Origin of the sequence: Pigmentiphaga sp. GD03639, assembly GCF_029845405.1 — a bacterium.
Classification (GTDB): Bacteria; Pseudomonadota; Gammaproteobacteria; order Burkholderiales; family Burkholderiaceae_B; genus Pigmentiphaga; species Pigmentiphaga daeguensis.
Genome location: NZ_JAOCLR010000010.1, coordinates 151,419 through 174,436, shown reverse-complemented (window position 1 = coordinate 174,436; position 23,018 = coordinate 151,419). Strand labels below are relative to the sequence as shown.

The 23,018-nt window shown below is 68.7% G+C and carries 23 protein-coding genes; 14 read left to right on the top strand and 9 right to left on the bottom strand.

Going from position 1 to position 23,018, the window contains the following annotated elements; all coding sequences use genetic code 11:
* Window positions 1–140: 140 nt before the first annotated feature.
* On the top strand, window positions 141–719 hold the full coding sequence (locus tag N5K27_RS13595; protein WP_279817109.1) for an HD domain-containing phosphohydrolase: 579 nt from the start codon (window positions 141–143) through the stop codon (window positions 717–719).
* On the opposite strand, the gene N5K27_RS13590 is transcribed toward N5K27_RS13595, so the two are convergent.
* Window positions 716–1,318 (bottom strand): YiiX/YebB-like N1pC/P60 family cysteine hydrolase, encoded by a 603-nt coding sequence (locus N5K27_RS13590; protein WP_176400744.1) that lies wholly within the window; start codon window positions 1,316–1,318, stop codon window positions 716–718. The two genes, N5K27_RS13595 and N5K27_RS13590, sit on opposite strands and share 4 nt — an antisense overlap.
* The gene (locus tag N5K27_RS13585; RefSeq protein ID WP_087839053.1) at window positions 1,315–1,719 is read right to left on the bottom strand and encodes a DUF4878 domain-containing protein; all 405 of its coding nucleotides are present in this window, start codon (window positions 1,717–1,719) and stop codon (window positions 1,315–1,317) included. The genes N5K27_RS13590 and N5K27_RS13585 overlap by 4 nt, the downstream gene beginning before the upstream one ends.
* A gap of 193 nt (window positions 1,720–1,912) precedes the next feature.
* Here N5K27_RS13585 and N5K27_RS13580 point away from each other — a divergent pair, with 193 nt between their 5' ends.
* The 3 genes from N5K27_RS13580 (at window position 1,913) to N5K27_RS13570 (ending at window position 5,575) form a co-directional block, all read left to right on the top strand.
* The gene (locus N5K27_RS13580) at window positions 1,913–3,244 is read left to right on the top strand and encodes an MFS transporter (protein ID WP_279817104.1); all 1,332 of its coding nucleotides are present in this window, start codon (window positions 1,913–1,915) and stop codon (window positions 3,242–3,244) included.
* A complete protein-coding gene (locus N5K27_RS13575) occupies window positions 3,241–4,167 on the top strand; it encodes an aldo/keto reductase (RefSeq protein WP_279817101.1) in 927 nt (308 codons plus the stop codon). Before N5K27_RS13580 ends, N5K27_RS13575 begins: the two co-directional genes overlap by 4 nt.
* A 271-nt stretch (window positions 4,168–4,438) precedes the next feature.
* Complete coding sequence (locus tag N5K27_RS13570; RefSeq protein WP_279817098.1) at window positions 4,439–5,575, top strand: crosslink repair DNA glycosylase YcaQ family protein; 1,137 nt, start codon at window positions 4,439–4,441, stop codon at window positions 5,573–5,575.
* A gap of 24 nt (window positions 5,576–5,599) precedes the next feature.
* On the opposite strand, the gene N5K27_RS13565 is transcribed toward N5K27_RS13570, so the two are convergent.
* Window positions 5,600–6,562, bottom strand: a complete 963-nt coding sequence (locus N5K27_RS13565) for a tripartite tricarboxylate transporter substrate binding protein (RefSeq protein WP_279817095.1) — start codon at window positions 6,560–6,562, stop codon at window positions 5,600–5,602.
* Between the two features lie 177 nt (window positions 6,563–6,739).
* Between N5K27_RS13565 and N5K27_RS13560 the strand changes: the two genes are divergently transcribed.
* The 9 genes from N5K27_RS13560 to N5K27_RS13520 all read left to right on the top strand — a co-directional run bounded on the left by N5K27_RS13560 (window position 6,740) and on the right by N5K27_RS13520 (window position 17,245).
* Window positions 6,740–7,573 (top strand): IclR family transcriptional regulator, encoded by an 834-nt coding sequence (locus N5K27_RS13560; RefSeq protein WP_176400746.1) that lies wholly within the window; start codon window positions 6,740–6,742, stop codon window positions 7,571–7,573.
* Window positions 7,574–7,689: 116 nt separating this feature from the next.
* Window positions 7,690–8,493, top strand: coding sequence for an alpha/beta fold hydrolase (locus tag N5K27_RS13555; protein ID WP_279817092.1), 804 nt, complete (start codon window positions 7,690–7,692; stop codon window positions 8,491–8,493).
* A gap of 31 nt (window positions 8,494–8,524) precedes the next feature.
* Window positions 8,525–10,033, top strand: a complete 1,509-nt coding sequence (locus N5K27_RS13550; protein ID WP_087839059.1) for a carotenoid oxygenase family protein — start codon at window positions 8,525–8,527, stop codon at window positions 10,031–10,033.
* Window positions 10,030–10,734: an alpha/beta fold hydrolase gene (locus N5K27_RS13545; RefSeq protein ID WP_087839060.1), complete on the top strand. Its 705-nt coding sequence runs from the start codon at window positions 10,030–10,032 to the stop codon at window positions 10,732–10,734. The genes N5K27_RS13550 and N5K27_RS13545 overlap by 4 nt, the downstream gene beginning before the upstream one ends.
* The gene (locus N5K27_RS13540; RefSeq protein WP_279817088.1) at window positions 10,731–11,948 is read left to right on the top strand and encodes a CoA transferase; all 1,218 of its coding nucleotides are present in this window, start codon (window positions 10,731–10,733) and stop codon (window positions 11,946–11,948) included. The genes N5K27_RS13545 and N5K27_RS13540 overlap by 4 nt, the downstream gene beginning before the upstream one ends.
* The gene (locus N5K27_RS13535; RefSeq protein WP_279817085.1) at window positions 11,938–12,948 is read left to right on the top strand and encodes a nitronate monooxygenase; all 1,011 of its coding nucleotides are present in this window, start codon (window positions 11,938–11,940) and stop codon (window positions 12,946–12,948) included. The genes N5K27_RS13540 and N5K27_RS13535 overlap by 11 nt, the downstream gene beginning before the upstream one ends.
* A 120-nt stretch (window positions 12,949–13,068) precedes the next feature.
* The gene (locus N5K27_RS13530; RefSeq protein ID WP_176400748.1) at window positions 13,069–13,605 is read left to right on the top strand and encodes a sigma-70 family RNA polymerase sigma factor; all 537 of its coding nucleotides are present in this window, start codon (window positions 13,069–13,071) and stop codon (window positions 13,603–13,605) included.
* On the top strand, window positions 13,602–14,711 hold the full coding sequence (locus tag N5K27_RS13525) for a FecR domain-containing protein (protein ID WP_279817081.1): 1,110 nt from the start codon (window positions 13,602–13,604) through the stop codon (window positions 14,709–14,711). The genes N5K27_RS13530 and N5K27_RS13525 overlap by 4 nt, the downstream gene beginning before the upstream one ends.
* A 131-nt stretch (window positions 14,712–14,842) precedes the next feature.
* Complete coding sequence (locus N5K27_RS13520) at window positions 14,843–17,245, top strand: TonB-dependent siderophore receptor (RefSeq protein ID WP_279817078.1); 2,403 nt, start codon at window positions 14,843–14,845, stop codon at window positions 17,243–17,245.
* Window positions 17,246–17,310: 65 nt separating this feature from the next.
* Here the strand turns inward: N5K27_RS13520 and N5K27_RS13515 are convergent, their stop codons facing one another.
* Genes N5K27_RS13515 through N5K27_RS13490 form a run of 6 tightly spaced genes read right to left on the bottom strand, consistent with a single transcriptional unit; the run spans window position 17,311 to window position 22,115 of the window.
* Window positions 17,311–18,471 carry an acetyl-CoA acetyltransferase gene (locus tag N5K27_RS13515; protein ID WP_087839066.1) on the bottom strand — a complete coding sequence of 387 codons (1,161 nt, stop codon included), beginning with the start codon at window positions 18,469–18,471 and terminating at the stop codon, window positions 17,311–17,313.
* Window positions 18,468–18,866, bottom strand: a complete 399-nt coding sequence (locus N5K27_RS13510) for an OB-fold domain-containing protein (RefSeq protein ID WP_279817075.1) — start codon at window positions 18,864–18,866, stop codon at window positions 18,468–18,470. The genes N5K27_RS13515 and N5K27_RS13510 overlap by 4 nt, the downstream gene beginning before the upstream one ends.
* 36 nt (window positions 18,867–18,902) lie before the next feature.
* Complete coding sequence (locus N5K27_RS13505; protein ID WP_279817072.1) at window positions 18,903–20,162, bottom strand: CaiB/BaiF CoA-transferase family protein; 1,260 nt, start codon at window positions 20,160–20,162, stop codon at window positions 18,903–18,905.
* Between the two features lie 7 nt (window positions 20,163–20,169).
* Window positions 20,170–21,147, bottom strand: a complete 978-nt coding sequence (locus tag N5K27_RS13500; protein ID WP_207958673.1) for a tripartite tricarboxylate transporter substrate binding protein — start codon at window positions 21,145–21,147, stop codon at window positions 20,170–20,172.
* A gap of 32 nt (window positions 21,148–21,179) precedes the next feature.
* Window positions 21,180–21,629 carry a MaoC family dehydratase gene (locus N5K27_RS13495; RefSeq protein ID WP_087839068.1) on the bottom strand — a complete coding sequence of 150 codons (450 nt, stop codon included), beginning with the start codon at window positions 21,627–21,629 and terminating at the stop codon, window positions 21,180–21,182.
* A 9-nt stretch (window positions 21,630–21,638) separates the two neighbouring features.
* On the bottom strand, window positions 21,639–22,115 hold the full coding sequence (locus tag N5K27_RS13490) for a MaoC family dehydratase (RefSeq protein ID WP_087839069.1): 477 nt from the start codon (window positions 22,113–22,115) through the stop codon (window positions 21,639–21,641).
* Window positions 22,116–22,242: 127 nt separating this feature from the next.
* Between N5K27_RS13490 and N5K27_RS13485 the strand changes: the two genes are divergently transcribed.
* Window positions 22,243–23,007, top strand: a complete 765-nt coding sequence (locus N5K27_RS13485; RefSeq protein WP_087839070.1) for an IclR family transcriptional regulator C-terminal domain-containing protein — start codon at window positions 22,243–22,245, stop codon at window positions 23,005–23,007.
* The last annotated feature ends 11 nt before the right edge of the window (window positions 23,008–23,018 follow it).

Below are 23,018 nucleotides of genomic sequence, written 5' to 3'. Positions count from 1 at the left end.
GCCCCGCGCATCAGGCGCGAGGACGACGGCCTGGCGGAAGGCCTGCGGTGGGCTTCCGTCGTCCGCCGGGCGCCAGGGTACCACGATGGGTCCGGGCGCCGCGCGGTAGAATTCGCATGATTTTGTCCCGCAATCGACCGATGTCCGACATCATCCCCGAACAGCCCACCCTCGATCCCCTTTTCATCGCGCTCGGCGAACGCTGTGCTGAAACCCACGAGCATTGCGGCCGCGTGGGCCGACTTGCCTGGATGCTGGGCAGCGCCTGCGGCCTGCCCGCGAACGAACTCGGACTATTGGCCGCGGCCGCGCGCTTCCACGACATAGGCAAGATCGGCATTCCCGACGCGGTCCTGCTCAAGCCGGGCCGCCTGGATGCCGAAGAGCGCGAGCTGATGATGACTCATTCCGAGCGCGGCGAGCGCATCTTCGCCGCCGTTCGCTGCGGCGATGCGGGCGTGGTCGCCACGGCCATCCGCCATCACCACGAATGGTTCGACGGCGCGGGCTATCCCGACGGCCTGCATGGAGAGCAGATCCCGCTGCTGTCGCGCATCGTGAACCTGGCCGACAGCTATGACGCGATGGCCTCGACGCGGCCCTACCAGCGGCCGCGCACGCACGGGGACATCATGCGGATCATGCGCGAGGAACGGGGGCGCAAGAGCGATCCCCGGTTGTTCGACCTGTTCGAGCAGCTGACGCAGCAGCAGGCCTAGCTTCCTGCCGGCAAGAGCACGTCCTGCGCCAGCGGCCGCAGCCGGGGCGACGCCAGCAGATCGCTCGGCAACAGATAGCGTCCCGGCATCAGGGGCAGCGCCAGCGGAGTGAACCGTACCTCCAGGTCCAGCCCGGCATCGCGCCAGGCCTTCCAGACGAGCTCGGTGCAATAGGTCCCCGCCGGATCGGCGATGCGGAACGGACGTCCACGCATGGACAACGCCAGGCCGACGGCGCGCCGGCGCGCGTCGTCGCCGGCCTGGACGTGGTAGACCGCATGCCGCCTGGACCGCCGCGCGTCGGTGAAAAACGCCAGGGTATCGACCACGACGCCGTCGGGCCGGCCGCGCACTTCGGAGGGCGTGGCGTGCACGACCCGCCAGCTTCCCGGCTGGCCCACCAGCATGCCGACGTGGCTGTAGGCGCCACGGTCGACCGCCATGACGGCGGCGCTGACCGCCTCGGTGCCTTCGCGAAAGATCAGATCCCCCTCCCGGGCGCCGGGCGCCAGCGCGTCCGCCGCGTGCGCCGCCGCGCCCAGCAGCGCCAGCAGCAACGCGCCGCCCGACCGGCGCAGCGCGGCGCGGGCGGACGTCACTTGAGCAGGATCTTCCAGGTTCCGTCTTCGTTGACCAGCTTGTGGACCTGGGTCTGGTCCTTGCCGTTCTTGTATTTGATGCGGGCCCGCACCTGCGCGGTCTTGCCCGCCTCGTCGACGGTGACCTGGTCCATCTCGATCTTGTCCAGGCCGTCGTTGGCCTTGATGCGGTTCTGCATTTCGCCCACGATCATCTGGACCTTGCCCTTGGCCTGCACCATCTGCGCGGCGGGCACCTGGGCGAAGGAGATCTGCTCGGTGGCCGTTTCCACGTCGCCCTTGGCCGCCGCGCGATAGAAATCCTCGATGGCGGACTCGGGCTTGCCGCCGGAGCAGGCCGACAACAGCAGCGCGAACAGGGCGAGCAGGAAGATCGAATAGGGACGGGAGGCGAGGCGCATGGGGTTCCTTGTTCTTCGAGATGCCGCCGGACATCCGGCAAACCCCGCAATGATATCGCGCGATTACTGACAGTAACTACCCACTTTCAATGATCGTTCACCATCCGGGCGGCCTTCCTGGTCCTGATGGGCCGAAAACCGATATGCTGTCCGGGCCGGCGCGCGGGCCGGCCCCCACGAACCGGAACCGCTCATGAAGCTCGACCTTCCGAGTCTGTTCAACGTCCGCCGCGGCGAGATCCTTCACGTTTCGCTGGCCGTGGGCTTCTTCTTCTGCGTGCTGACCGCGCTGATGATGCTGCGCCCCGCCCGCGAAGCCCTGGGCATGCGCGGCGGCCTGGATGCCGTGCGCTGGCTGTTCGTGGGCACGGCCGTCGTCACGCTGCTGGTCAATCCGGTGTTCGGCCTGCTGGTCAGCCGGTTCCGGCGCATGCAGTTCATCGGCGCGACTTATCTGTTCTTCGCCGCCAGCCTGGCCGGCTTCTACCTGCTGCTGGCCTGGGCGCCGGCCGCCGTGGGCACGGCCAGCGGGCAGGTGTTCTACGTCTGGTTCAGCGTGTTCAACCTGTTCTCGACCATGGTGTTCTGGGCACTGATGGCCGACCGCTTCACGCTGGAGCAGGGCAAGCGCTTCTTCGGCCTGATCTCGGTGGGCGGTACGCTGGGCGCGATCTTCGGGCCATGGCTGGCGTCGGTGCTGGTGCGTGCCGTGGGGACGGCGGGCCTGCTGCTGGTGTCCGCGGGCTTCCTGCTGCTGGCGCTGGCGCTGGGCTGGGGCATCGTGCGCCAGCCGTCCGCCGCGGCCCCCGCCGGGCGGAAAGCCCATGACGCGGAGCGCATCGGCGGCGGCGCCTGGGAGGGCATCAAGGCCCTGGCGCGGTCGCGCTACCTGGCCGGCATCGCGGCCTACGTGGTCATCCTGGCGGTGATGGCGACCTTCCTGTATTTCACGCGGCTGCAGATGGTGGCCGCGCTGGGACACGAACTGGACGGACGCACCGCGCTGTTCGCGCGCATCGACATGCTGACCCAGACCGCCACGCTGGCGATCCAGCTCGTCCTGGCCGGACACCTGATGAAGCGGCTGGGCGTGGCCGTGACGCTGGCCCTGCTGCCGCTGACCACCGCGCTGGGCTTCGTCGGCCTGGCCCTGGTCGGGTCGCTGGCCGCGTTGATCGCCTTCGAGGCCGCGTTCCGCGCGGTGCAGCGGGCCATCATGCGGCCCGCCCGCGAAACGCTGTTCACCGTGCTCGACCGCGAGGACAAGTACAAGGCCAAGGCCTTCATCGACACCTTCGTCTATCGCTTCGGCGACGTGGCCGGCGCGCAGTTCGAAGGCGCGCTGGGCCGGCTGGCGATGGGGTTGTACGCGATCGCCGGCGTGGCCGTGCCGCTGGCCTTCGCCTGGATCGGCCTGGCGTTGTGGCTGGGCCGCGCCCAGCAGCGCATGGCGTCGGCCACTCCGGGCACGGAGCCGGCGGCTTCCACCGTCTTTCCCGTCTTGCAGAAAAGGACCGAACCATGATTACTCGCCGCGCATCGCTGAAACTCGCGCTGGCCGCCACCGCCGCGCCCGCGTGGTCCTGGGGGGCCGATGCCTCCGCGCCGGTCATCACCCGGCCCATCCCCCGCTCCGGCGAACGGCTGCCCGTGGTCGGCCTGGGCAGCTCGGCCACCTTTTCGAGCACCGCGGCGGGCGACGAGAAACAGCGGCTGCGCGAGGTCTTCGCCGCCATGATCGAGCAGGGCGGCACGGTGTTCGACACCGCCCCGGCCTACGGCGCCTCGGAAGAAGTGGCCGGGCAGATCGTGCGCGAGAACGACATGGCCGGCAAGCTGTTCTGGGCCACCAAGCTGAACGTGGCCCGGGGCGGACGGGCCGACCTGGAGCAGGCACGGGCGCAGGTCGAGGCCTCGTTCCAGCGGGTCGGCAAGCCGGTGATCGACCTGATCCAGGTCCACAACATGGGCGACGTCGCGACGCAATTCGGCCTGCTCAAGGAATTGCGCGACCACAAGCGCATCCGCTATGCCGGCGTCACCACCACCTTTCCCCGGCAGTACGACATGCTGGAGCAGGCCATGCGGCACGAACCGCTGGACTTCATCGGCGTGGACTACGCCATCGACAACCGCGTGATGGAAGAACGCGTCCTGCCGCTGGCAGCCGACCGCGGCATCGCGGTGCTGGCCTACGCGCCGTTCGGCCGCACGCGGCTGTGGGACAAGGTGCGCGGCCACGACGTGCCGCCCTGGGCGGCCGAGATCGGCATACGGTCGTGGGCGCAATTCTTCCTGAAGTTCGTGATCGCCCATCCCGCCATCACCTGCGCCACCCCTGCCACCAGCCGCGCCTCCAACGCCATCGACAACCTGGGCGCGGCGCGCGGCGAATTGCCGGATCGCGCGATGCGCGAGCGCATGGCCGCGCACATCGACAAGCTTTAGCGCGGCCGCTGTGCCGCTCCCGCCGGGAAGGATGGTGGACCACCCCCGGCGTCAACGGGATCAGGCCCGACAACCGGTGTATCGTTCACTCCCACGCCCGCCCCGGCGCTGGCCATGGCCGCGGGCGAGATCCAGCCCATACAGCCCGAACCCGGAAAGGAAGCCCCGAGATGGACCAGCACGCCGCGCCGCCACGAAGCGACCTTCGCCTGCTACGCCCGATGGGCGGACCGTATCCTGCGCCCGTTCCGACATCGCGGGGGGCCTGACCGTGGCTCCCGCTTCCTTCGAACTGCCCGCCGCGCGGGCCCGCGCGATCTGGCTGCGCGCGCAGCGGCTGGATGCAACGGCACCCTTCGGCGCCGGCCCCGGGGCGGTGGGCCGGGCCATCGAACATCTCGGCTACGTGCAGATCGACACCATCAACGTGATCGAACGCTGCCACCATCACATCCTGTATTCCCGCATTCCCGGCTATCGCCGCGCCGACCTCGAGCAGGCGCAATCGGCGGACAAGAGCGTGTTCGAATACTGGACCCATGCGCTGGCCTACGTGCCGACGGCCGACTACCGGCAATTCGTGGCCGCCATGGACGCGCGCCGCGCGCGGCCCGGGCCCTGGATCGCCGGCGTGGACGAGACGGACTACGCGGCGCTGCTGCGGCGCATCCGCGATGAAGGCGCCCTGTCCATCCGCGACATCGACGAAGCCCTGGTCGAGAAGACCCATCCCTGGGGCAGCCGCAAGCCCTCCAAGCGCGCGCTGCGGCTGGGGTTCTTCGTGGGCGACCTGACGGTCAGCAAGCGCACGGGCATGCTCAAGACCTACGAGTTGTCCAGGCGCCACTTCGGCTGGGCACGCCGCCCCCGGCCGGTGGGCGAGGCGAAGTATGCCGAATACCTGCTGCGGCGGGCGCTGCGCTCGCAGGGCATGGTCGGGCTGGACTCGATCTGCTATGGCGACGCCGGCGCCAAACCCGCGGTGCGCGCGCTGATCGACACCCTGGTCAAGAAGAAGGCATTGGTCCCCGTGCATATCGCGGGACAAGCCAGGACCCAACACTGGATCGAGCCCGCCGCGCTGGACACGCCGGCGCCACCGGCCACCGCCACGCATATCCTGTCGCCCTTCGATCCCCTGGTCATCCAACGCAAGCGGCTGCATGCCTTCTTCGACTACGAACACCGCTTCGAGGCCTACGTGCCGCCCGAGAAGCGCGTGCTGGGCTATTTCGCGCTGCCGGTGCTGGTGGGCGACCAGGTCGTGGCGGCGCTGGACCTGAAGATGGACCGCCAGGCAGGCCGGCTGCTGGTGCAGAAATGGACCTGGATCGCGGCGCAGCGGCCAGCGTGGAAGACGGCCATCGACGAGGCGCTGCACGGGTTCGAGCGTTTCCAGCGCGGGTAACGCTGCCCTGCGGGCCGTCTGCCGTCACTGCGCCAGCTTCACCTGCCCGCTTTCGATCATCGCGCCATAGCGCTTGGACGCCTCCTGCACCACATTGCGGAAATACGCGGGCGTGCTGCCCACCGGCTCGTAGCCCATGGACGCGAAGGATGCGCGCACGGACGGCGACTGGATGGTCTTGACCAGCGCCGCGTTCAACCGCTCCAGCACCGCCGGGGGGATGCCCGCCGGGGCGATGAATCCGACCCAGCCGTCGGTGGTGAAATCCATGCCCGCCTCCTTGAAGGTCGGCACGTCGGGGTAGGCCTCGACCCGCTTCTTGGCCGCGACCGCCAGCGCGCGCACCTTCCCCGTGTCGACGAAGGTCTTGGCGCCCTGGCCGGCCAGCATGTAGTCGATCTGCCCGCCCGCCAGGTCGGCCAGCGCGCCGCTTTCCCCCTTGTAGGGCACGTGCACGGTCTGGATGCCGGCCAGGTTGGCGAAATAGACGTTGTTGAAGTGGAAGCTGGTACCGGCCCCCGGCGTGCCGTAGTTCAACTGGCCCGGCCGGCTCTTGGCCAGGGCGATGAATTCCTTCAGCCCACCCGACGGCAGGATCTTCTTGCTGGCGACCAGCACCATGAACGTATCGACGGCGATGGTGACGGGCGCGAATTCCTTCAGCGGCTCGATGCCGTAGCCGGGATCGGTCAGCGGCAGGGTCACCATGGTGGCGGGCACGGCCAGTCCTATCGTGTAGCCGTCCTTGGGCGCCCGCCGCAGCTGGTCCATGCCGATCTTGCCGCCCGCGCCGGGCTTGTTCTCGACCACCACCGGCTGGCCGAGTTCGTGCGCGGCGCCCTCGGCGACGGTGCGCGCCACCGCATCGGTCAGCCCGCCGGGTGCATAGGGAACGACGATGGTGATCGGCCGGGTGGGCCAGTCCGCCCGCGCCGGGCCGGCGGCGGCCACGGCAAGCGCGGCGATGAGCATGGCGGTGCGTATCATGTATGGGTCTCCTTCCCGCGGGTCAGGCTGCGGTGCCTGCCTCGCTTCCATGGACGAGGATTCTTGGTCACCGGCGGCGGGTTGACGACAGCAACCCGGCCCCGTTCCGGCATGCGGATCTGGCATGATTCCATGCGCAGGCCGGACACGGTTGCGCGTTGTGTAGTCGGAGCCTTCATGGCCATCATTCCCGATATGCGGAAATCCTCTCCCGGCAAGACCCGGACCGCCGGCATCGATGGCCGGCGCGGCGACTTCATGACCTCGCTGGCCAAGGGGCTGGAGATCCTGGCCGCCTTCGAGGTCGGCCATCCCCTGGGCAACCAGGAACTGGTGGCCATCACGGGCCTGCCCAAGACCACGGTCTCGCGCATCACCGGCACGCTGGCATCGCTGGGCTACCTGCGCCTGGACGAACAGAGCCGCAAATACGCCATGGGTGCCCGGGTACTGGGACTGGGCGCCAGCGTACAACGTCACATCGGCCTGCTACGCACGGCCCGTCCCCACATGCAGCGCCTGGCGGACGAACTGGACATCGCCGTGGTGCTGGGGGCGCGCGACCGCACGGGCCTGGTATTCCTGGAAGTGATCCATCCGCCGCGCAACGCGCTGACGATCAACACCGACTCCGGCTCGGTGGTGCCCATCGAGCGTACGTCCATCGGGCTGGCATACCTGGTGGCCGCTCCCGTGACCGAGCGCGTGCACATGCTGCAGGCGCTGCGCGACGCGCATCCCGACGACTGGGAAGACATACGCGGCGTGGTCGAGCGGGCCCACAAGGATTACCGCGAGCGCGGCTTCGTGGTGTCCCAGCGCGGCCGGGGCGGACTGATCAGCGGCGTGGGCGTACCGATGGTGCTGGGCCCGAACGGCGTCTTCTCCTTCGCCTGCGTGGGGCCGTCCATCCAGCTGTCCGAAGTCCGCCTGGTTCAGGTGCTGGGGCCGCGCCTGGTGGAAACGGTGGCCGCCATCGGGCAGGCCATGCGGGCGGCGGACCGCGGATAGGACGCACCGCCCGCCATCCCGATCCGGATTGCGGAACTCGGCCGATGCGGCCGTTTCCCCCGTGGCGGCCGCTGCCTAGAGTTCGAAGCGTACCGATTTCCCCAACGAGCGCTTCGATGAACAGATACCGCCTGCCCGATCACGCCGTCAGCGGCGACTCCGACACCACCGTGTTCCTGCTGCATGGCGCCTACGGCTCCAAGGACTATTTCCGGGACCTGACCGCCACCCTGGTGCAGGCCGGCTATCGCGTCGTGGCCTGGGACGCGCCGGGCTACGGACTGAGTCCGCTGCCCGCGAGCGGGCTGTCGATCGAGCGCCTGGCCGAGGCCGCAGCCCGCCTGATCGAGCACACCGGCGGCCGGCGCAATGTCGTCATGGGACACAGCATGGGCGGCATCACGGCGCCGCTGGTCACGCGCCTGGCGGGCGATCGGGTGCACGGGCTGGTGATATCCGCCACGCTGGGCTCTTTCGCCCGCAAGTCGGCCGAGGACAAGGTGACCTTCCTGAAGGAACGCATCGAACCGCTCAAACGCGGCGTGCCTTTCCGCACGGCGGCCGAGGCGGTGGTGCGCTCGATGTTCGCGCCCGGCTCGGCCGGTCCGCTGGTGGACCAGGTGCGCGAGGTCGCCCTGTCGATGTCGGCCGACACCTTCTGCGCGGCCATCGAAGCCATCGTGAACTACGACGGCCTGCAGACGATGCGGGCAGTCAGCGTGCCCGCGCTGCTGATCGCCGGCGCGCAGGACAAGGTCGGCCGGCCCGACGGCATGCGCGAGCTCACCGCCGTCATCCCCGGCGCGCGCTTCGTCTGCATCGAGGGCGCCGGCCACTATTCCTTCGCCGAACAGCCCGGGGCCTTCAACGCCGCGCTGCTGTCCTTCCTGGACGGCCTGCCGCAACGCGCCGCCGCCTGAGCGGCCTCCATTCCTCCCGGTGCCTACCGCCATGACGATACAGACCCTGCCCGGCGGCGTGATGTCCACGCTGCAGCCCACCGACCATCCGTTCCTGAACGGCCCGTTCCGGCCGATGTTCAACGAGTACATCGCCGACACCCGCAGCCTGCAGGTCATCGGCGAGATCCCCCGCGACCTGGACGGCATCTTCATCCGCAACACGCACAACCAGATCCACCAGCCGCTGGGCATGTTCCATCCCTTCGACGGCGACGGCATGCTGCATGCCGTGCACTTCCACGACGGCCACGCGACCTACCGCAACCGCTTCGTGCAGACCACGGGCTTCCTGGCCGAGCAGGCCGCCCGCCGGTCGCTGTGGTCGGGCCTGCTGGAACCCGAAAAGGCGTCCCGGCGCGGGTCCGGCGCCATGGGCGCGATGAAGGACAACGCCGGCACCGACATCATCTGCCACGCGGGGCTGCTGCTGGCCACGATGTCGCAGGGCAGCGAACCGTGGCGCCTGGATCCCGTCACGCTGGACACGCTGGGGCCCGACATCAACTGGGCACGCAAGATCCCCGACGGCATCAGCTCGCACTACAAGGTCGATCCGGAAACCGGCGAGATGATGTTCTTCAACTACCCGGAACACTGGCCATACATGCACTACGGCGTCATCGACCGGAACAACCGCCTGGTGCATTACGTGCCGGTGGAGCTGCCGGGCGCCCGCTGGCCGCACGACCTGGGCATCACCAGGAACTATTCCATCCTGCACGACACGCCGCACTTCTTCGATCCCGAGCTGCTCAAGCGCGGGCAGCACAAGATGACCTTCCATCCCGAGATGCCCGCGCGCTTCGGCGTGATCCCGCGCCACGGCGACGGCTCGCAGGTGCGATGGTTCGAGGCCAAGGCCTGCCACATCCTGCACCTGGCCAATTGCTACGAGGACGGCGACGAGATCGTGATGGACGGCTGCATCATGCCCGAGCCCAAGCTGCACCCGGTGGGCGCGACCGACGGCAAGGACATCTACGCCCGCATCAAGGCGCGGCTGGACAAGCACAACAACCCCACCATGATGCACCGCTGGCGCTTCAACCTGCGCACCGGCGCCACCACCGAGCAGTACCTGGACGACGAGATCACCGAGTTCCCGGTCGTCAGCAACGACTACGTGGGCCGGCCCTACCGCTACAGCTACAACGTGCTCTACCAGCCGGGCGAGTGGCTGTTCCGCGGCCTGAAGCGCTTCGACCTGCACACCGGCGCCGTGCAGCGCTACGAATACGGTCCCGGCCGCTACGGCAGCGAACCACAGGTAGCGCGCCGCCTGGGCGCGCGCGGCGAGGACGACGGCTACGTGACCGTGTTCGTCACCGACATGAACCAGGACCGGTCCGAATGCCTGGTGCTGGACGCCCGCGACATCTCGCGCGGGCCGCTGGCCACCATCGTGCTGCCGGAGCGCATCCCCGTGGGCACCCATGCCTGCTGGGTGGAAGGCGACCGCATTCACGGCGAACATCGCGATCCGGCGGCCTGGGCATGACGCCGGCCGAGCTGGTCCTGCTGCCGGGGCTGAACAATACGGCGGCCGTGTTCGATGACGTGAAGGCGGCGCTTCCGGACACCCTGCGCGCGCACTGTCCCGACTTGCCCGCGCTGGACACGGTGGAGGATCTGGCCGACCACGTGTTGCGTGACGCCCCCCCGCGCTTCTGGCTGGGCGGCTTCTCGTTCGGCGGCTACGTCGCGATGGCGGTGCTGGATCGGGCGCCCGAACGGATCCAGGGCATCGCGCTGATCTGTTCCGGGCCGGCGGCCGACACGCCGGTCCAGGCGGCCAAACGGCGCGAAGCCATCGCCGGCGCGCGCCAGGGAAGCTACCTGGAGACGGCCGCCGCCTCGACCGCCCCCTTCCATCCGGACAGCCTGGCCCGTCCCGATCTGCTGGCCCGGCGCCGGGCCATCGTGCAGGCCTATGGTGCGCAGCGCTATATCGCGCATTGCCTGGCTTGCATTGCCAGGCCGGATCGCACCGGGCTGCTGGACGGCCGCCACCCGACCCTGCTGGTGACCACCACCCACGACCGCGTCGTCGCGCCGGAGAACCTGGCGCGCCTGGCGGCCGACGTGCCGGGCAGCCGGCTGGAGATAGTGGCGGATGCCGGGCACCTCGTGCCGCTGGAACAACCCCGCGCGCTGGCCGGGGTCCTGGCGCGATGGATCGCGCATGGAGACGCATCATGATGCCGCTTCCCCTGCAGGGACTGCGCGTCTTCGACCTGAGCCAGGGCGTGGCCGGCCCTTACTGCACCATGCTGCTGGCCGCGCAAGGCGCCGATGTGGTGAAGGTCGAACCCTTCGAAGGCGACTGGATACGGTCGGGGCGTAACCAGCATCGCGGGCACACGCCGGCCTCCATCACCGTCAATCTCGGCAAGCGCAGCATCGCGCTCGACCTGAAACATCCCGACGGCCCGGACGTGGCGCGCCGCATCGCCGCCGGCTGCGACATCGTGATCGAAAGCTTCCGTCCCGGCGTGGCCGCGCGGCTGGGCCTGGACGATGCCACGCTGCGCGCCGGCCGGCCGGACCTGATCTACGCCTCGGTCTCGGGCTTCGGCCAGGACGGGCCGCTGAGCCGGCGCGGCGTCGTGGACCAGATCATGCAGGCATTCTGCGGCTGGATGACCCTGAACGCCGATGCCGCGGGCCAGCCCCAGCGCACGCGCAACGTCGTGCTGGCCGACCAGGTCACCGGACTCTACGCGTACCAGGCCGTCGGCGGCGCCCTGATCGGCAAGCTGCGCCACGGCAACGGCGCGCGCCTGGACATCTCGCTGATGGGCGCCATGGCAGCCTTTCTCGCGCCGCGGCTGGTGGCCGCCGGCACCGGCGGCGGCGAGGCCGGACAGGTCTATTTCGCCGCCCCCACCGGCGAATACCCCACGCGCGCCGGCACGTTGATGCTGGCCGCCCGCAAGCCCGCGGAGTACCAGCGCTTCTGCGAGGCCATCGGCCGTCCCGACCTGCATACGGACGAACGCTACGCCACGCAGGAAGCGCGCAACCGCAACGCCGCCGGGCTCGACCGCGAGATCGCCGCCAGCCTGTCCACGCGCACCGCCGAGGAATGGGAGACCCTGCTGAACGAGCGCGGCGTCATGGCCAGCGTCGTGCGCAGCGTCGGCCAGTTCATGGCGTCCGAACAGATGCGGTTCGCCGGGCTGGTGGAAACGGTGGACGTGGCGGGCGTGGGCGAGTGCCCGCTCGTGCGGCTGCCCGGCGCGCCCGCCTGGTCGGCGCGGGCGCGTGTACCCGCCGTGCCCGCGATCGGACAGCACGGCGGCGACATCCTGCGCGAAGCCGGCCTGGCCGAGCGCGACATCCGGCAACTGGTCGCCGCCCGGTGCGTGCGCCTGCCCACAACGCAAGAAGAAGTGCCCTCCCATGTCTCGTGAACTCCTGCGCGGCCTGCGCCTGCCCGTCGTCTCGGCTCCCATGTTCCTGCTGTCCGGGCCGGAACTCGTGCTTGCCGCATGCAAGGCCGGCATCGTGGGCGCCTTCCCCACCCCCAACGCGCGTCCGATCGACGTGCTGGACCAATGGATGCGCGCCATCACCGAAGGCCTGGAAGCGGCGCGCGCCGCCGATCCTCACGCGCGGCTCGGCCCCTGGGCGGCGAACCTGGTCACCCATTCCTCGAACTCCCGGCTGCCCGAGGACCTGGCGCTGGTCGCCCGCTACCGGCCGCCCATCGTCATCACCGCGCTGGGCAGCCCGCGGCCCGCCATCGACATCGTGCACGGCTACGGCGGCATCGTGCTGGCCGACGTGATCGACCTGCGGCTGGCCCGCAAGGCCATCGCCGCCGGCGCCGACGGACTGGCCTGCGTCAGCGCCGGGGCGGGCGGCCATACCGGCAGCCTGTCGCCCTTCGCCTTCATCAGCGCCGTGCGGCAGTTCTTCGACGGCATCATCGCGGTCGGCGGCGGCATCGCCGACGGCTGGGGCGCGGCCGGCGCGATCGCCGCCGGGGCGGACCTGGTCTACATGGGCACCCGCTTCCTGGCGACCCGGGAAAGCCGGGCGCCCGAAGCCTACAAGCAGATGGTGGTCGAGTGCGACACCGAACAGTTGATCGTCAGCAGCGGCATCACCGGCACGCCGGCGAGCTGGCTCAAGCCGTCGCTGGCGGCCAACGGCATCGATCCCGATACGCTGGCCGCCAGCAGCACCCGGCACTACGACAGCAACACGCCCTTCGCGAAGAAACGCTGGCTGGACGTGTGGGCCGCGGGGCAGGGGTTGGGGGTGATAGGGGACGTACCGAACGTGGCGGAACTGGTGGATCGGCTGGAGCGGGAGTACCGGCAGGCGGGCGAGCGGTTCGATGTGCTGCGCGGCGCGGCGGAGCCGCTCTTCGGCGCGCATCGGAAGTCTGGTTCGGCCGGGCGTTGACAGCCACTCACACCGCGATGATAATGCGAACCATTCCTATCTTCTAGACGCGACAGGTCAGCCGTCTGTTTCCAACGCCGCCGGTCGATGGGACGCCCATCCCATGGTCCTGGACGCTTCGTGGTTGCCCACTACTACAGAGAACTGCTGAATTTCTGTGCCCGAGCGGTCAACAACCGCGATGCGGCGGCCGACATCGTGCAGGAATGCTATGCGCGCTTCCTGGCCATCCAGCGCAGGCAGCCGATCGCGGAGCCCCGGGCGTTGCTGTACCAGACGGCGCGCCATATCATGGTGGACCAGCATCGGCGCGAGCTCGTGCGCGGCCACGAAAGCATCGACTTGCTGGCCGAGGCCGAGCATCCGGCGATACCGTCCCAGTCGCAGCCTGATGCGATCCTGTCATCGACTCAACGAGTACGAGCCTATGTCTCCGCCATCGAGGCGCTGCCGCCCCGTTGCCGCGAGGCCTTCGTCCTGCACGTGTTCGACGGCCTGTCGCACACCCAGATCGCCCAGCGCATGAATACCTCGGTCAGCATGGTGGAAAAGCACGTGGCCCGCGGCCGGCTGGCTTGCCGCGCCTGCGAAAAACGATTGCAGGGGCAGGATGCTCCGCAAGCCGGGGCAGACGTACCGGGCGTCAGGATTCCATGAAGCCGAACGACGCCGATCTGCGCGAGTTGGACGGGTACGTTCAGACTCAGGACGAAGTGGAACTGCAGGCCGCCTTGTGGGTGTCGCGCGGGAAGGACGGCATGGATGAAGCCTCCGCGAGCCGGCTCCAGGCATGGCTGGCCGCGGATCCCGCTCATGTCGAGGCCTATCGTGCCATGGAAGAAAGCTCCCAGCGGGTCAGCGCGCTTCCGGAACATGCCATTGAATCGATCAGGACGGGCCTGAACCGGCGCGGCCCGCCGGCCGCCATGGCCGGAGCTGGGACGGCCCGGCGGTCTCGCCCATCTCTGTCCGCTCGCCTGGTGCCCCGCCTGGGCTGGGCATGGCCGTGGGCGGCCACGGCCGTCGCGACGGTGGTGTTGATGGCGGGCTGGGCCGGTTTGGAGCACTGGCGCAGCGAACCCGTTTTCGCCGGCGACTACGTCACGGCCCGAGGCCAGCGCCTCGATGTCGAGCTGCCCGATGGCAGCATGCTGCAGTTGGACACCGCCACGCGGGTCCAGGTGCACCTGTATCGGCATCGGCGCGATGCAAAGCTGCTGGACGGTCAAGCCACGTTCGCGGTCAGCGCCGATCCGACCCGCCCCTTCGACGTCGCGGCGGGCGCCGCGCGAGTCACCGTCGTGGGCACGCGCTTCTCGGTGCGGTATACGCATGACGGCCTTGACGCGGGCAAGGCTATCGTCGCGGTCGAGTCAGGACAGGTGCAGGTAACCGGCGTCCCAAGACAGGAAGAACGGAAGACGGCGGCCGGCGACCGTGTCGAGCTGCATGCGGGGCAGAGCGTCACGGCCGACGAAGCTGGCCGGCTGGAGGCGATCGTCGATCTGCCGGTGCAAGCCGTGGGCGCCTGGCGCGCGGACCGGGTGACCTTCGGCGATACGCCGCTGGCCCTGGCGCTGGCCGAGTTCGAGCGCTATGCCGACACCGGTCTGGTAGTCCGGGATCCCGCGGTAGCCGCCCTGCGCCTCGGGGGCAGCTTCGACCTGAGACAGGCCGGGGCTTTCGCGCAGGCGCTGCCACGACTGTTGCCGGTACGGCTGGAGCGGCGCGGCGGCACGACCGAGATCGTCGGCCTGCGCTGACGAACGACCCGGGTCCCGGCACCCGGAAAAAACTTCCAGTCCTCTGTTTCGCCACACATGCGGGTTTTGCCGCCTCGTACGACTACATCAGTAGTGCTTCTCGTTTCCATTACTGTCCGGAGTCGACAACCATGCGGCCGTTGCGCCCTATCCTCGTTCCCCTGGCTTGCGTCGCCATGCTGGTGGCCGGCCTTCCTGCCGCTGCCCAATCGGCCCCTGCCGCCCTGGACGTCTCGCTTGCCAGCCAGCCGCTTGGACAGGCGCTCAACGAATTGGCGCGCCAGGCCGGGCTACAGCTCTTGTTCTCTCCCGAACTGGTGGCGGGCAAGGTGGCGCCGGCCGTATCCGGCCGCATGACCCCCAGGCAGGCGCTGGACCGGCTCCTGGCCGCAACCGGACTGGAAGCGGTCAGCGAAGGCAATACCGTGATCGTGAGGGCCGCTTCGCACCCGGGTCCGGCCACGATGCTGGCGCCGGTCGTCGTCACCGCCAATCTCGAAAGGGAGAATGCCTACGGACCGGTCTCTGGCTACGTAGCCAGGCGCAGCTCGACCGGCAGCAAGACGGATTCGCCGATCATCGAAACTCCGCAGTCGATTTCGGTGATCACCGCCGACCGCATCCAGGCGATCGGCGCCACGACACTCAAGGACGCGTTGAGCTACACCCCCGGCGTCGGCATCTCGCCCTACGGCATCGACTCTCGTTTCGACTGGATCACCGTGCGGGGCTTCGACGCCTACAGCCCCGGGTTCTATATGGACGGCCTGCCCCTGCGCAACAACGGGAACTTCGGCCTCTGGAAGATCGAGAACTACGGCGCGGAACGCATCGAGATCTTGCGGGGGCCGGCTTCCGTGCTCTACGGACAGGGCAACCCGGGTGGCGTCGTCAATGTCATCAGCAAGCGTCCCACGGCGGAACCCGTGCGGGAACTGCAGGTACAGATGGGCGACCATCGGCGCAAGCAGGTCGCCGCCGACTTCTCGGGCCCGCTGGACGCCGACGGCAAGCTGCTGTATCGCATCACGGGCGTGGTTCGCGATAGGGAGCTCGGCCAAGGCGGCATGCGGGACGACCATACCTATATCGCGCCCTCGTTGACCTGGAAGCCCTCGAGCGATACGTCGCTGACACTGCTGTCGCAATTGGGCCGCATTCGCGCGGGTGCGCTGACCCGCGTAGCGCCTGAATACGGATCTCTCGTGCCCACCCCCATCGGCACCCGGATACCCGATTCATTGTTCATCGGCGATCGCAATTTCGATCGCCTGAACCAGGACCAGCAAATGGTCGGATACCAATTCGAACATCGCTTCGACGACACCTGGACCGTGCGCCAGAATGCCCGCTACGCACATCTCGATGTCGACTACCGGCAACTGAGCGGCCCGCGTTTCGTTACGGTGAACGACAACGACGCGCTCGATCCGGCCAACTTCCGGCTGCTGTCGCGTACGCCCTTCAGCAGCAAGGAGAAGATGACGGCCTTGGCCATCGACAATCAACTGCAAGCCGATGTTCGAGCCGGGGACTGGCAGCACAAGCTGTTGTTCGGGCTGGACCACCAGCGCACCCGGATAGACCAGGTCAGCCGCAGCAGCGGCACCGCGCCCGTGCTGGACATCTACGCGCCCGTCTATGGCGGCGCGGTGGAACTCGCCGATCCCTACACCGACGGCATCACCCGGCTGTCGCAGACCGGCGCCTACGTCCAGGACCAGATCAAATGGCGCGAAAAATGGGTCTTCACGCTGGGAGGCCGTTACGACAGCGCCGAAGCCAAGACCTTCAGCCGTGCCGATGGCACGACGACGATCATGAAGGACCACAAGTTCACCGCCCGCGGCGGGGTCGTGTACCTGGCGCCCGGCGGCTGGGCTCCTTACCTGAGCTATGCGCAGTCGTTCATCCCTACGCTCGCGCTCGATCCGGCGACGGGCGAGGCCTTCAAGCCCGAGACCGCCCGCCAGTACGAAGCCGGCGTCCGCTATCTGCCCCCGGGGCGCAAGGAGAGCTACAGCGCGGCGGTCTTCGACCTGCGGCGCCAGAACTACGTCACCTACGACGTGAATTTCCAGCCCCGCCAGACCGGCGAGGTGTCGGTGCGCGGGATTGAACTCGAGGCCACGGCCGCACTGACGCACCAATTGAACGTGACGGCTTCCTACAGCTTCACGCCCCGGGCCATCGTCACGGGCAGCGCCAATCCCGACGAGATCGGCAAACAGGCAACCGCCGTGCCCCGCCACAGGCTGTCGATATGGGGCGACTATCGCTTCGCGAGCGGCGTAAAGGTGGGCCTGGGCATGCGCTATACCGGCACGACCCGGGGCGAGAACGAAACGGCGTCCGCGAAGATTCCGGCCGTCACGATCTTCGATGCCATGCTTGGCTACGACATCGACCGCTGGAGCCTGGCCTTGAACCTGCGCAATCTTGCCGGCAAGACCTACATCGCCAACTGCGGATTCGGCAACTGCTACTACGGACCGGCGCGCTCCGTGGTAGCCACCGCCACCTATCGCTGGTAGCCACCAGGGGGGACTGGCGAACACCAGGCGGAACCGGCGCTCCGCCCTTGCCGCATGTGGCCGCTTCAGACCGTCGCCGCGCCTCCCAGAATGACCGTGCTCTGGCTGGACAAGGTCCCGCCGTTGCCATGCGCGATGGCCGTCTCGCAGCCCGCCACCTGGCGCCTGCCCGCTTCGCCGCGCACTTGGCGCACGGCCTCCATCAGCACGAACACCCCATACATGCCGGGATGGCAGTACGACAACCCGCCGCCGTTGGTATTGACGGGCAGGCTGCCGCCCGGCGCAATCGCCCCGTCCGCCACGAAGCGGCCGCCCTCGCCCTTGGGGCAGAAGCCCAGGTCTTCCAGGAACAGCAGCGTGGTGATGGTGAAGGCGTCGTACACCTGGACCGCGTCGATGTCGCGCGGACCGAGGCCGGCCATGGCGTAGGCCGCCGCGCCCGACTGCGCGGCGCCGGTGACCGTGAGGTCGGGCATGCTGGTGATGTGGTAGTGGCTGAGGTGTTCGCCCACGCCCAATATGTAGGCGGGCGGCTTGCGCAGGGTGGCCGCCCGTGCGGCCGAGGTCACGATGAGCGCGCCGCCGCCGTCGGTGACCAGGCAGCAGTCGCGCACGGTCAGGGGATGGCTGAGCATGCGCGCGCCCAGGACTTCGTCCACGGTCAGCGGGGTCTTCTCCCACGCAACGGGGTTGAGCAGGGCCCATTGCCGCGCGGCCACCGCGACCTGCGCCAGTTGTTCGCGCGTGGTGCCGTACTGGTGCATGTGGCGCGAGGCCGCCAGCGCGTACGAGCTGGCGGTGTAGATGGGCCGGTAGGGGGCCTCGTAGGGATTGACGTCGGGCGCGGCCACGTTGCTGCGGCCGGCGCTGCGCTGGGTGCTGCCATAGGCGATCAGCGCGACCTCGCACAGGCCGGCCTGGATCGCCAGCTGCGCGTGCGCCACCATGGACATGAAGCTGCATCCGCCTATGTTCGTGCCGTCGTGGTAGCGCGGCGCGATGCCCAGGTATTCGCACAGCGCCAGGGTAGGCATGCGGCTTTGCGAGGTGGTGGCGAACACGCCATCGACGTCGCGCAGCGACAGGCCGCAGTCGCGCAGGGCGCGGGAAGTCGCCTGGCCCATGAGATCCAGCGGCGACAACCCGGCCGCGACTTCGCCCAGGTCCGACTCCGCCACGCCGACGATGGCGCAGGCGCCGCGCTTCAATGCTTGGGAATTCATGCGGCCTCCGGGCGAAAGACCGGATAGGGAGGCTGCCCATCCTGCGGCTGGTGGACCTGCATGCGCACGCGCAGTCCGATGCGGACCTCTTCGGGCGCCAGGCCTTCGACCCGGCTCATCAGGCGAAAGCCTTCGTCCATGTCGACCAGCACGACGTTGTAGGGCGCTTCGCCGCGAGGACTGATGACCGTGACGGCATGGATGGTGCCCTTGCCCGCGCTGACGCGCCATTGCAGGTCGTCATTGCCGGTGCCCGGGCCGATGACGCGCGGATGGAACACGGGCCGGCCGCTGGCCGGGTCGTACTGATAGGCTAGTTCGCCGCGGGAAAGGTGGTCGCGGAAGATGGCCAGCGGCGAGGCCGGCGCTGCGGAGGCGGAGGTATGGGAATCCATGGTCTCAATGGAAAGCGGGATGTCGGGGCGCGGGCATCACACGATGCCATCGCGGCGGTAGGCGGCGATGTCTTTTTCGCTGCAGCCCAGAAGCTCCCGCAGCACGGCGTCGGTGGAGTCGCCCAGCACGGGCGGCGGTCGGTCGTAGGCCGGCGGGGTGCCGCGCAGCCGCAGCGGGCTGGCGATGGTCGACACGATGCCGCCGTCGGCCTTGGGCATGTCCACGCGCAGCCCGCGATGCCGCACCTGGGCGTCCTCGAACACCTGGGCGTAGTCGTTGATCGGGCCGCAGGGCACGCCGTGGGCCTCCAGCCGCGCGATCCATTCGTCGCGCGGCCGGGCCAGCATGGTGCGGGCCAGCTCGGGCACCAGCTCCTGCCGGCCGACGATGCGGCCGGTCACCTTCTTCCAGCGTTCGTTGCCGGCCAGGTCCGGGCGTTCGATGGCGGCGCAGTATTGCTGCCACTGCTTGTCGTTGCCCACCGCGACCACGATCTCGCCGTCGGCCACCGCGAACACCTGGTAGGGCACGAGGCTGGCGTGGGCGTTGCCGTAACGGTGCGGGACCTTGCCGTTGGCGAAGTAGCCCGTGACCTGGTTGCCTCCCAGGGCCACGATGCAGTCCAGCAGCGCCATGTCGATGTACTGGCCGCGGTCCGATACGGTGCGATGCTGCAGGGCGGACAGGATGGCGATGGTGGCGTACATGCCGGTCATCACGTCGGCGATCGCGACGCCGACCTTCTGCGGCCCGCCGCCCGGCAGCTGGTCGTTCTCGCCGGTAATGCTCATCAGGCCGCCCTGCGCCTGGAACACGAAATCGTAGCCCGGCTTGTGGGCGCTGGGGCCGTCCTGCCCGTAGCCCGTGATGGAGCAATAGACCAGGCGCGGGTTGATGCGCGACAGGCTGTCGTAGTCCAGCCCGTAGCGTTTCAGGTCGCCGATCTTGTAGTTCTCGACCACCACGTCGGACCGCTCCGCCAGCCGCCGCACCAGCGCCTGCCCCTCGGGCCGCGCGATGTCCACGGTGATGGATTTCTTGCCGCGGTTGGCGGCGGCGTAGTAGGTGGAGTCGGTGGTGTCCGCGCCCTGGGCGTCGCGCACCCACGGCGGCCCCCAGGCGCGGGTGTCGTCGCCGGTGCCGGGGCGTTCCACCTTGATGACTTCGGCGCCCATGTCGGCCAGGTTCTGCGTGCACCAGGGTCCGGCCAGGATGCGCGACAGGTCCAGGACGCGAATGTGCGACAGCGCGCCGGTCTGGCCGCCCATGGCGGCCCATGTGGTTTCGGAAGACATGTCGGAATCAGTCGATCTTGATGTTGGCGTCGGCGATGACCTTGGACCATTTGCTGAGCTCGGCGTCGACGAACGCGGCGAACTCGGGCTGCGTCATGGTGCCCGGCTCGGCGCCCTGCGCCGCGAACTCCTTGCGCACCGCGGCGCTGGACAAGGCCTTGCGCACGTCGGCCGACAGCCGGTTCGCCAGCTCGGGCGACATGCGGCCGGGACCGTACAGGCCGAACCAGGCGGTGGCCTCGAAACCCTTCACGCCCGCCTCGTCGATGGTGGGGACGTCCGGCAGCGCCGGCGAACGCTTGAGCGAGGTCACGCCCAGGGCCCGCAGGCGGCCGGACTTGATGTGCTGGATCACGCCCGGCACCGAGTCGAACATCACGGGGATCTGTCCGCCCAAGAGGTCGTTCAGCGCCGGCGCCGCGCCCTTGTAGGGGATGTGCGTCATCTGGATGCCGGTCATGGACTTGAACAGCTCGCCCGACAGGTGATTGGCGCCGCCGGTGCCGGCCGAACCGAAGTCCACCTTGCCGGGATGCTGCCTGGCGTAGGCGATCAGCTCCTGCACCGTGCGCACCGGGAAGGCGTGGTTCACCACCAGCACGTTGGGCACGGCCGCGACCTGTGCGATGGGCGTGAAGTCCGTGCGCGTGTTGTAGCGCAGGTTCTTGTACAGGCCGGGATTGATGACGTGGTGCGTGGCCGTCAGCATCAGCGTGTAGCCGTCGGGCTGCATGCCCGCCAGTTGCTCCGAGAAGATGGTGCCGCTGGCGCCCGCGCGGTTCTCCACCACGACCGGCTGGCCCCAGTTCTTCTGCAGCTCGGCCGCCAATTGGCGGGCCAGGATGTCGGTGGTGCCGCCCGGGGGAAACGGCACGACGACCCTGACCGGCTGGGTGGGAAAGTTCTGGGCGTGGGCCAGGGCGGGCAGTGCCATGCCCGCCGCGCTGGCCAGCACGGCAAGGGCACGCTGGATGCGCATCGTCATGTCGTCTCCTTTCTTCTATCGTTCGGAAGCGCTCAGGCCGCGCCCAGTTCGTGCGGGAACTCGACCATGGCCTCGCCCGCGGCGACGATCTCGCCGCGCTGGTTCGCCACCTGCACCTCCAGCGTGGCCCAGCGGCTCTTCTTCGTGGCCTGCACGGCCGACACCTTGGCGGTGGGCGTGATGGTGTCGCCCGGCTTGACGGGAATCTTCCAGCGCGTCTCGAGCCGGCGCTGCATGCCGCCCAGCGGATAGAGCCAGTCGGTCAGCATCTTCGTGATGACGCCGAAGTTGTTCATGCCGTGCATGATGATTCCGCCGAAGTTGGTGCGGCCGAAATCACCCTTCATGTATTCGTCGTCCCAGTGCAGCGGGTTGTAGTCCAGCGAGGCCTCGCAGAAATCGCGGATGGTTTCGCGGGTAGGGGAGAAAGGCGTGCCCTCGATGGTCAGGCCGGGCTTCAGGGTGTCGAATGCGTTGCTCATGATTGACCTTCAGAAGGGGCGGATGGTCCAGCCGCGGCCGGAACAGATGACTTCGTCGCGCTGGTTGAAGAACACGTTGTCGTGCACGACGAACAGGCGGTTCTTCCGGATGAACTTGTCCAGCGCGCGCGCCTCGAGCCGGATGACGTCGCCGGGCCGCGCCGGCTGGTTGTAGCTCCACGACTGGCCGGCGTTGACGGTGCCGGGGCTGCGCATCCAGTCGTCGGTGGGCGTGCACGCGAACATCAGCAGAATGTGGATGGCCGGGGGGGCGATCAGGCCCTTGTAGGGGCTGTTGCGCGCATACTCCTCGTCGAAGTAGAGCGGGTGCATGTCGCCGACCACGCGGCAGTATTTCTGGATCGCTTCCAGCGTCAGCGTGTAGGGCAGGGTCTTGCGCGGTTCGCCGGGGACGATGTCGTCCCAGGTCTTGCGCAATTGCTCGTCTTTCCAGAAATCGGTCTCGAAGCTTGTCTCGGTTGCCATGGAAGTCCATTGAGAGGTGTTGACCTGCGGCCTGGATCTGCTAGAATGACCGCTTAGCGGATATAAGTATCCGCTCTATGACCATTATTTGGATTCCGGCCTGCGCTGTCAAGGCCGTGGAGGACCCATGGCGACCCCAGAAAGCGAATCGTTCGTCCGCACCTTCGCCCGCGGCCTGGCCGTGATCGAGGCCATGGGCCACGGCGCGCATCGGAAAAACCTGGCGGAAATCGCCGAAGAAGTGGACCTGCCGCGCACCGCGGTGCGGCGTTTCCTGCTGACCCTGATCGAGCTCGGCTTCGTGCAGACCGACGGCAAGCGCTACTGGTTGACGCCGCGCGTGCTGCGCCTGGGCCTGTCCTACCTGAACAGCCTGCCCTACTGGCGCCAGGCCCAGCTCAGCCTGGAAGAACTGTGCGGGCGCATCAAGCAATCGTGCGCGCTGTCGGTGCTCGATGGCGAACACATCGTCTACATCCAGCGCCAGCACTCCAAGCGCATCCTGACCATGAGCCCGTCGCTGGGCAGCCGCCTGCCCGCGCACGCGGTGTCGATGGGGCGCATCCTGCTGGCCGGCCTTCCAGACGACGCGCTGGAACAGTATCTGCGAACCGCCACGTTCAAGCGGCTGACCGGCGCCACCGTGGTCGATCCCGACACGCTGCGCGAGCGCATCCTGGCGGCGCGCAAGCAGGGCTACGTCTGGATAGACGGGGAACTGGACGAGGCCATCTGCGGCCTGGCCGTGCCGGTGCGCGACCAGGACGGCAACACCATCGCCGCGATCAACGTCAGCCTGCCGACCGGGCAGGTCACGCAGGAAGAAGCCCTGAAGCTGTACCTGGCCGAGTTGCGGCAGGCCGCCTCGCAGATCCGGGCGGCCACGATGTAGAGCGACGCGGG

Excerpts from the sequence above, each read along its gene's own strand:
- N5K27_RS13525 (WP_279817081.1), top strand. The coding sequence starts at position 13,602 with ATGAAGCCGAACGACGCCGATCTGCGCGAGTTGGACGGGTACGTTCAG.
- N5K27_RS13535 (WP_279817085.1), top strand. The coding sequence starts at position 11,938 with ATGTCTCGTGAACTCCTGCGCGGCCTGCGCCTGCCCGTCGTCTCGGCT.
- N5K27_RS13510 (WP_279817075.1), bottom strand. The coding sequence starts at position 18,866 with ATGGATTCCCATACCTCCGCCTCCGCAGCGCCGGCCTCGCCGCTGGCC.
- N5K27_RS13520 (WP_279817078.1), top strand. The coding sequence starts at position 14,843 with ATGCGGCCGTTGCGCCCTATCCTCGTTCCCCTGGCTTGCGTCGCCATG.
- N5K27_RS13515 (WP_087839066.1), bottom strand. The coding sequence starts at position 18,471 with ATGAATTCCCAAGCATTGAAGCGCGGCGCCTGCGCCATCGTCGGCGTG.
- N5K27_RS13565 (WP_279817095.1), bottom strand. The coding sequence starts at position 6,562 with ATGATACGCACCGCCATGCTCATCGCCGCGCTTGCCGTGGCCGCCGCC.
- N5K27_RS13555 (WP_279817092.1), top strand. The coding sequence starts at position 7,690 with ATGAACAGATACCGCCTGCCCGATCACGCCGTCAGCGGCGACTCCGAC.
- N5K27_RS13500 (WP_207958673.1), bottom strand. The coding sequence starts at position 21,147 with ATGACGATGCGCATCCAGCGTGCCCTTGCCGTGCTGGCCAGCGCGGCG.
- N5K27_RS13550 (WP_087839059.1), top strand. The coding sequence starts at position 8,525 with ATGACGATACAGACCCTGCCCGGCGGCGTGATGTCCACGCTGCAGCCC.
- N5K27_RS13575 (WP_279817101.1), top strand. The coding sequence starts at position 3,241 with ATGATTACTCGCCGCGCATCGCTGAAACTCGCGCTGGCCGCCACCGCC.
- N5K27_RS13595 (WP_279817109.1), top strand. The coding sequence starts at position 141 with ATGTCCGACATCATCCCCGAACAGCCCACCCTCGATCCCCTTTTCATC.
- N5K27_RS13495 (WP_087839068.1), bottom strand. The coding sequence starts at position 21,629 with ATGAGCAACGCATTCGACACCCTGAAGCCCGGCCTGACCATCGAGGGC.
- N5K27_RS13540 (WP_279817088.1), top strand. The coding sequence starts at position 10,731 with ATGATGCCGCTTCCCCTGCAGGGACTGCGCGTCTTCGACCTGAGCCAG.
- N5K27_RS13585 (WP_087839053.1), bottom strand. The coding sequence starts at position 1,719 with ATGCGCCTCGCCTCCCGTCCCTATTCGATCTTCCTGCTCGCCCTGTTC.
- N5K27_RS13580 (WP_279817104.1), top strand. The coding sequence starts at position 1,913 with ATGAAGCTCGACCTTCCGAGTCTGTTCAACGTCCGCCGCGGCGAGATC.
- N5K27_RS13485 (WP_087839070.1), top strand. The coding sequence starts at position 22,243 with ATGGCGACCCCAGAAAGCGAATCGTTCGTCCGCACCTTCGCCCGCGGC.
- N5K27_RS13560 (WP_176400746.1), top strand. The coding sequence starts at position 6,740 with ATGGCCATCATTCCCGATATGCGGAAATCCTCTCCCGGCAAGACCCGG.
- N5K27_RS13505 (WP_279817072.1), bottom strand. The coding sequence starts at position 20,162 with ATGTCTTCCGAAACCACATGGGCCGCCATGGGCGGCCAGACCGGCGCG.
- N5K27_RS13545 (WP_087839060.1), top strand. The coding sequence starts at position 10,030 with ATGACGCCGGCCGAGCTGGTCCTGCTGCCGGGGCTGAACAATACGGCG.
- N5K27_RS13490 (WP_087839069.1), bottom strand. The coding sequence starts at position 22,115 with ATGGCAACCGAGACAAGCTTCGAGACCGATTTCTGGAAAGACGAGCAA.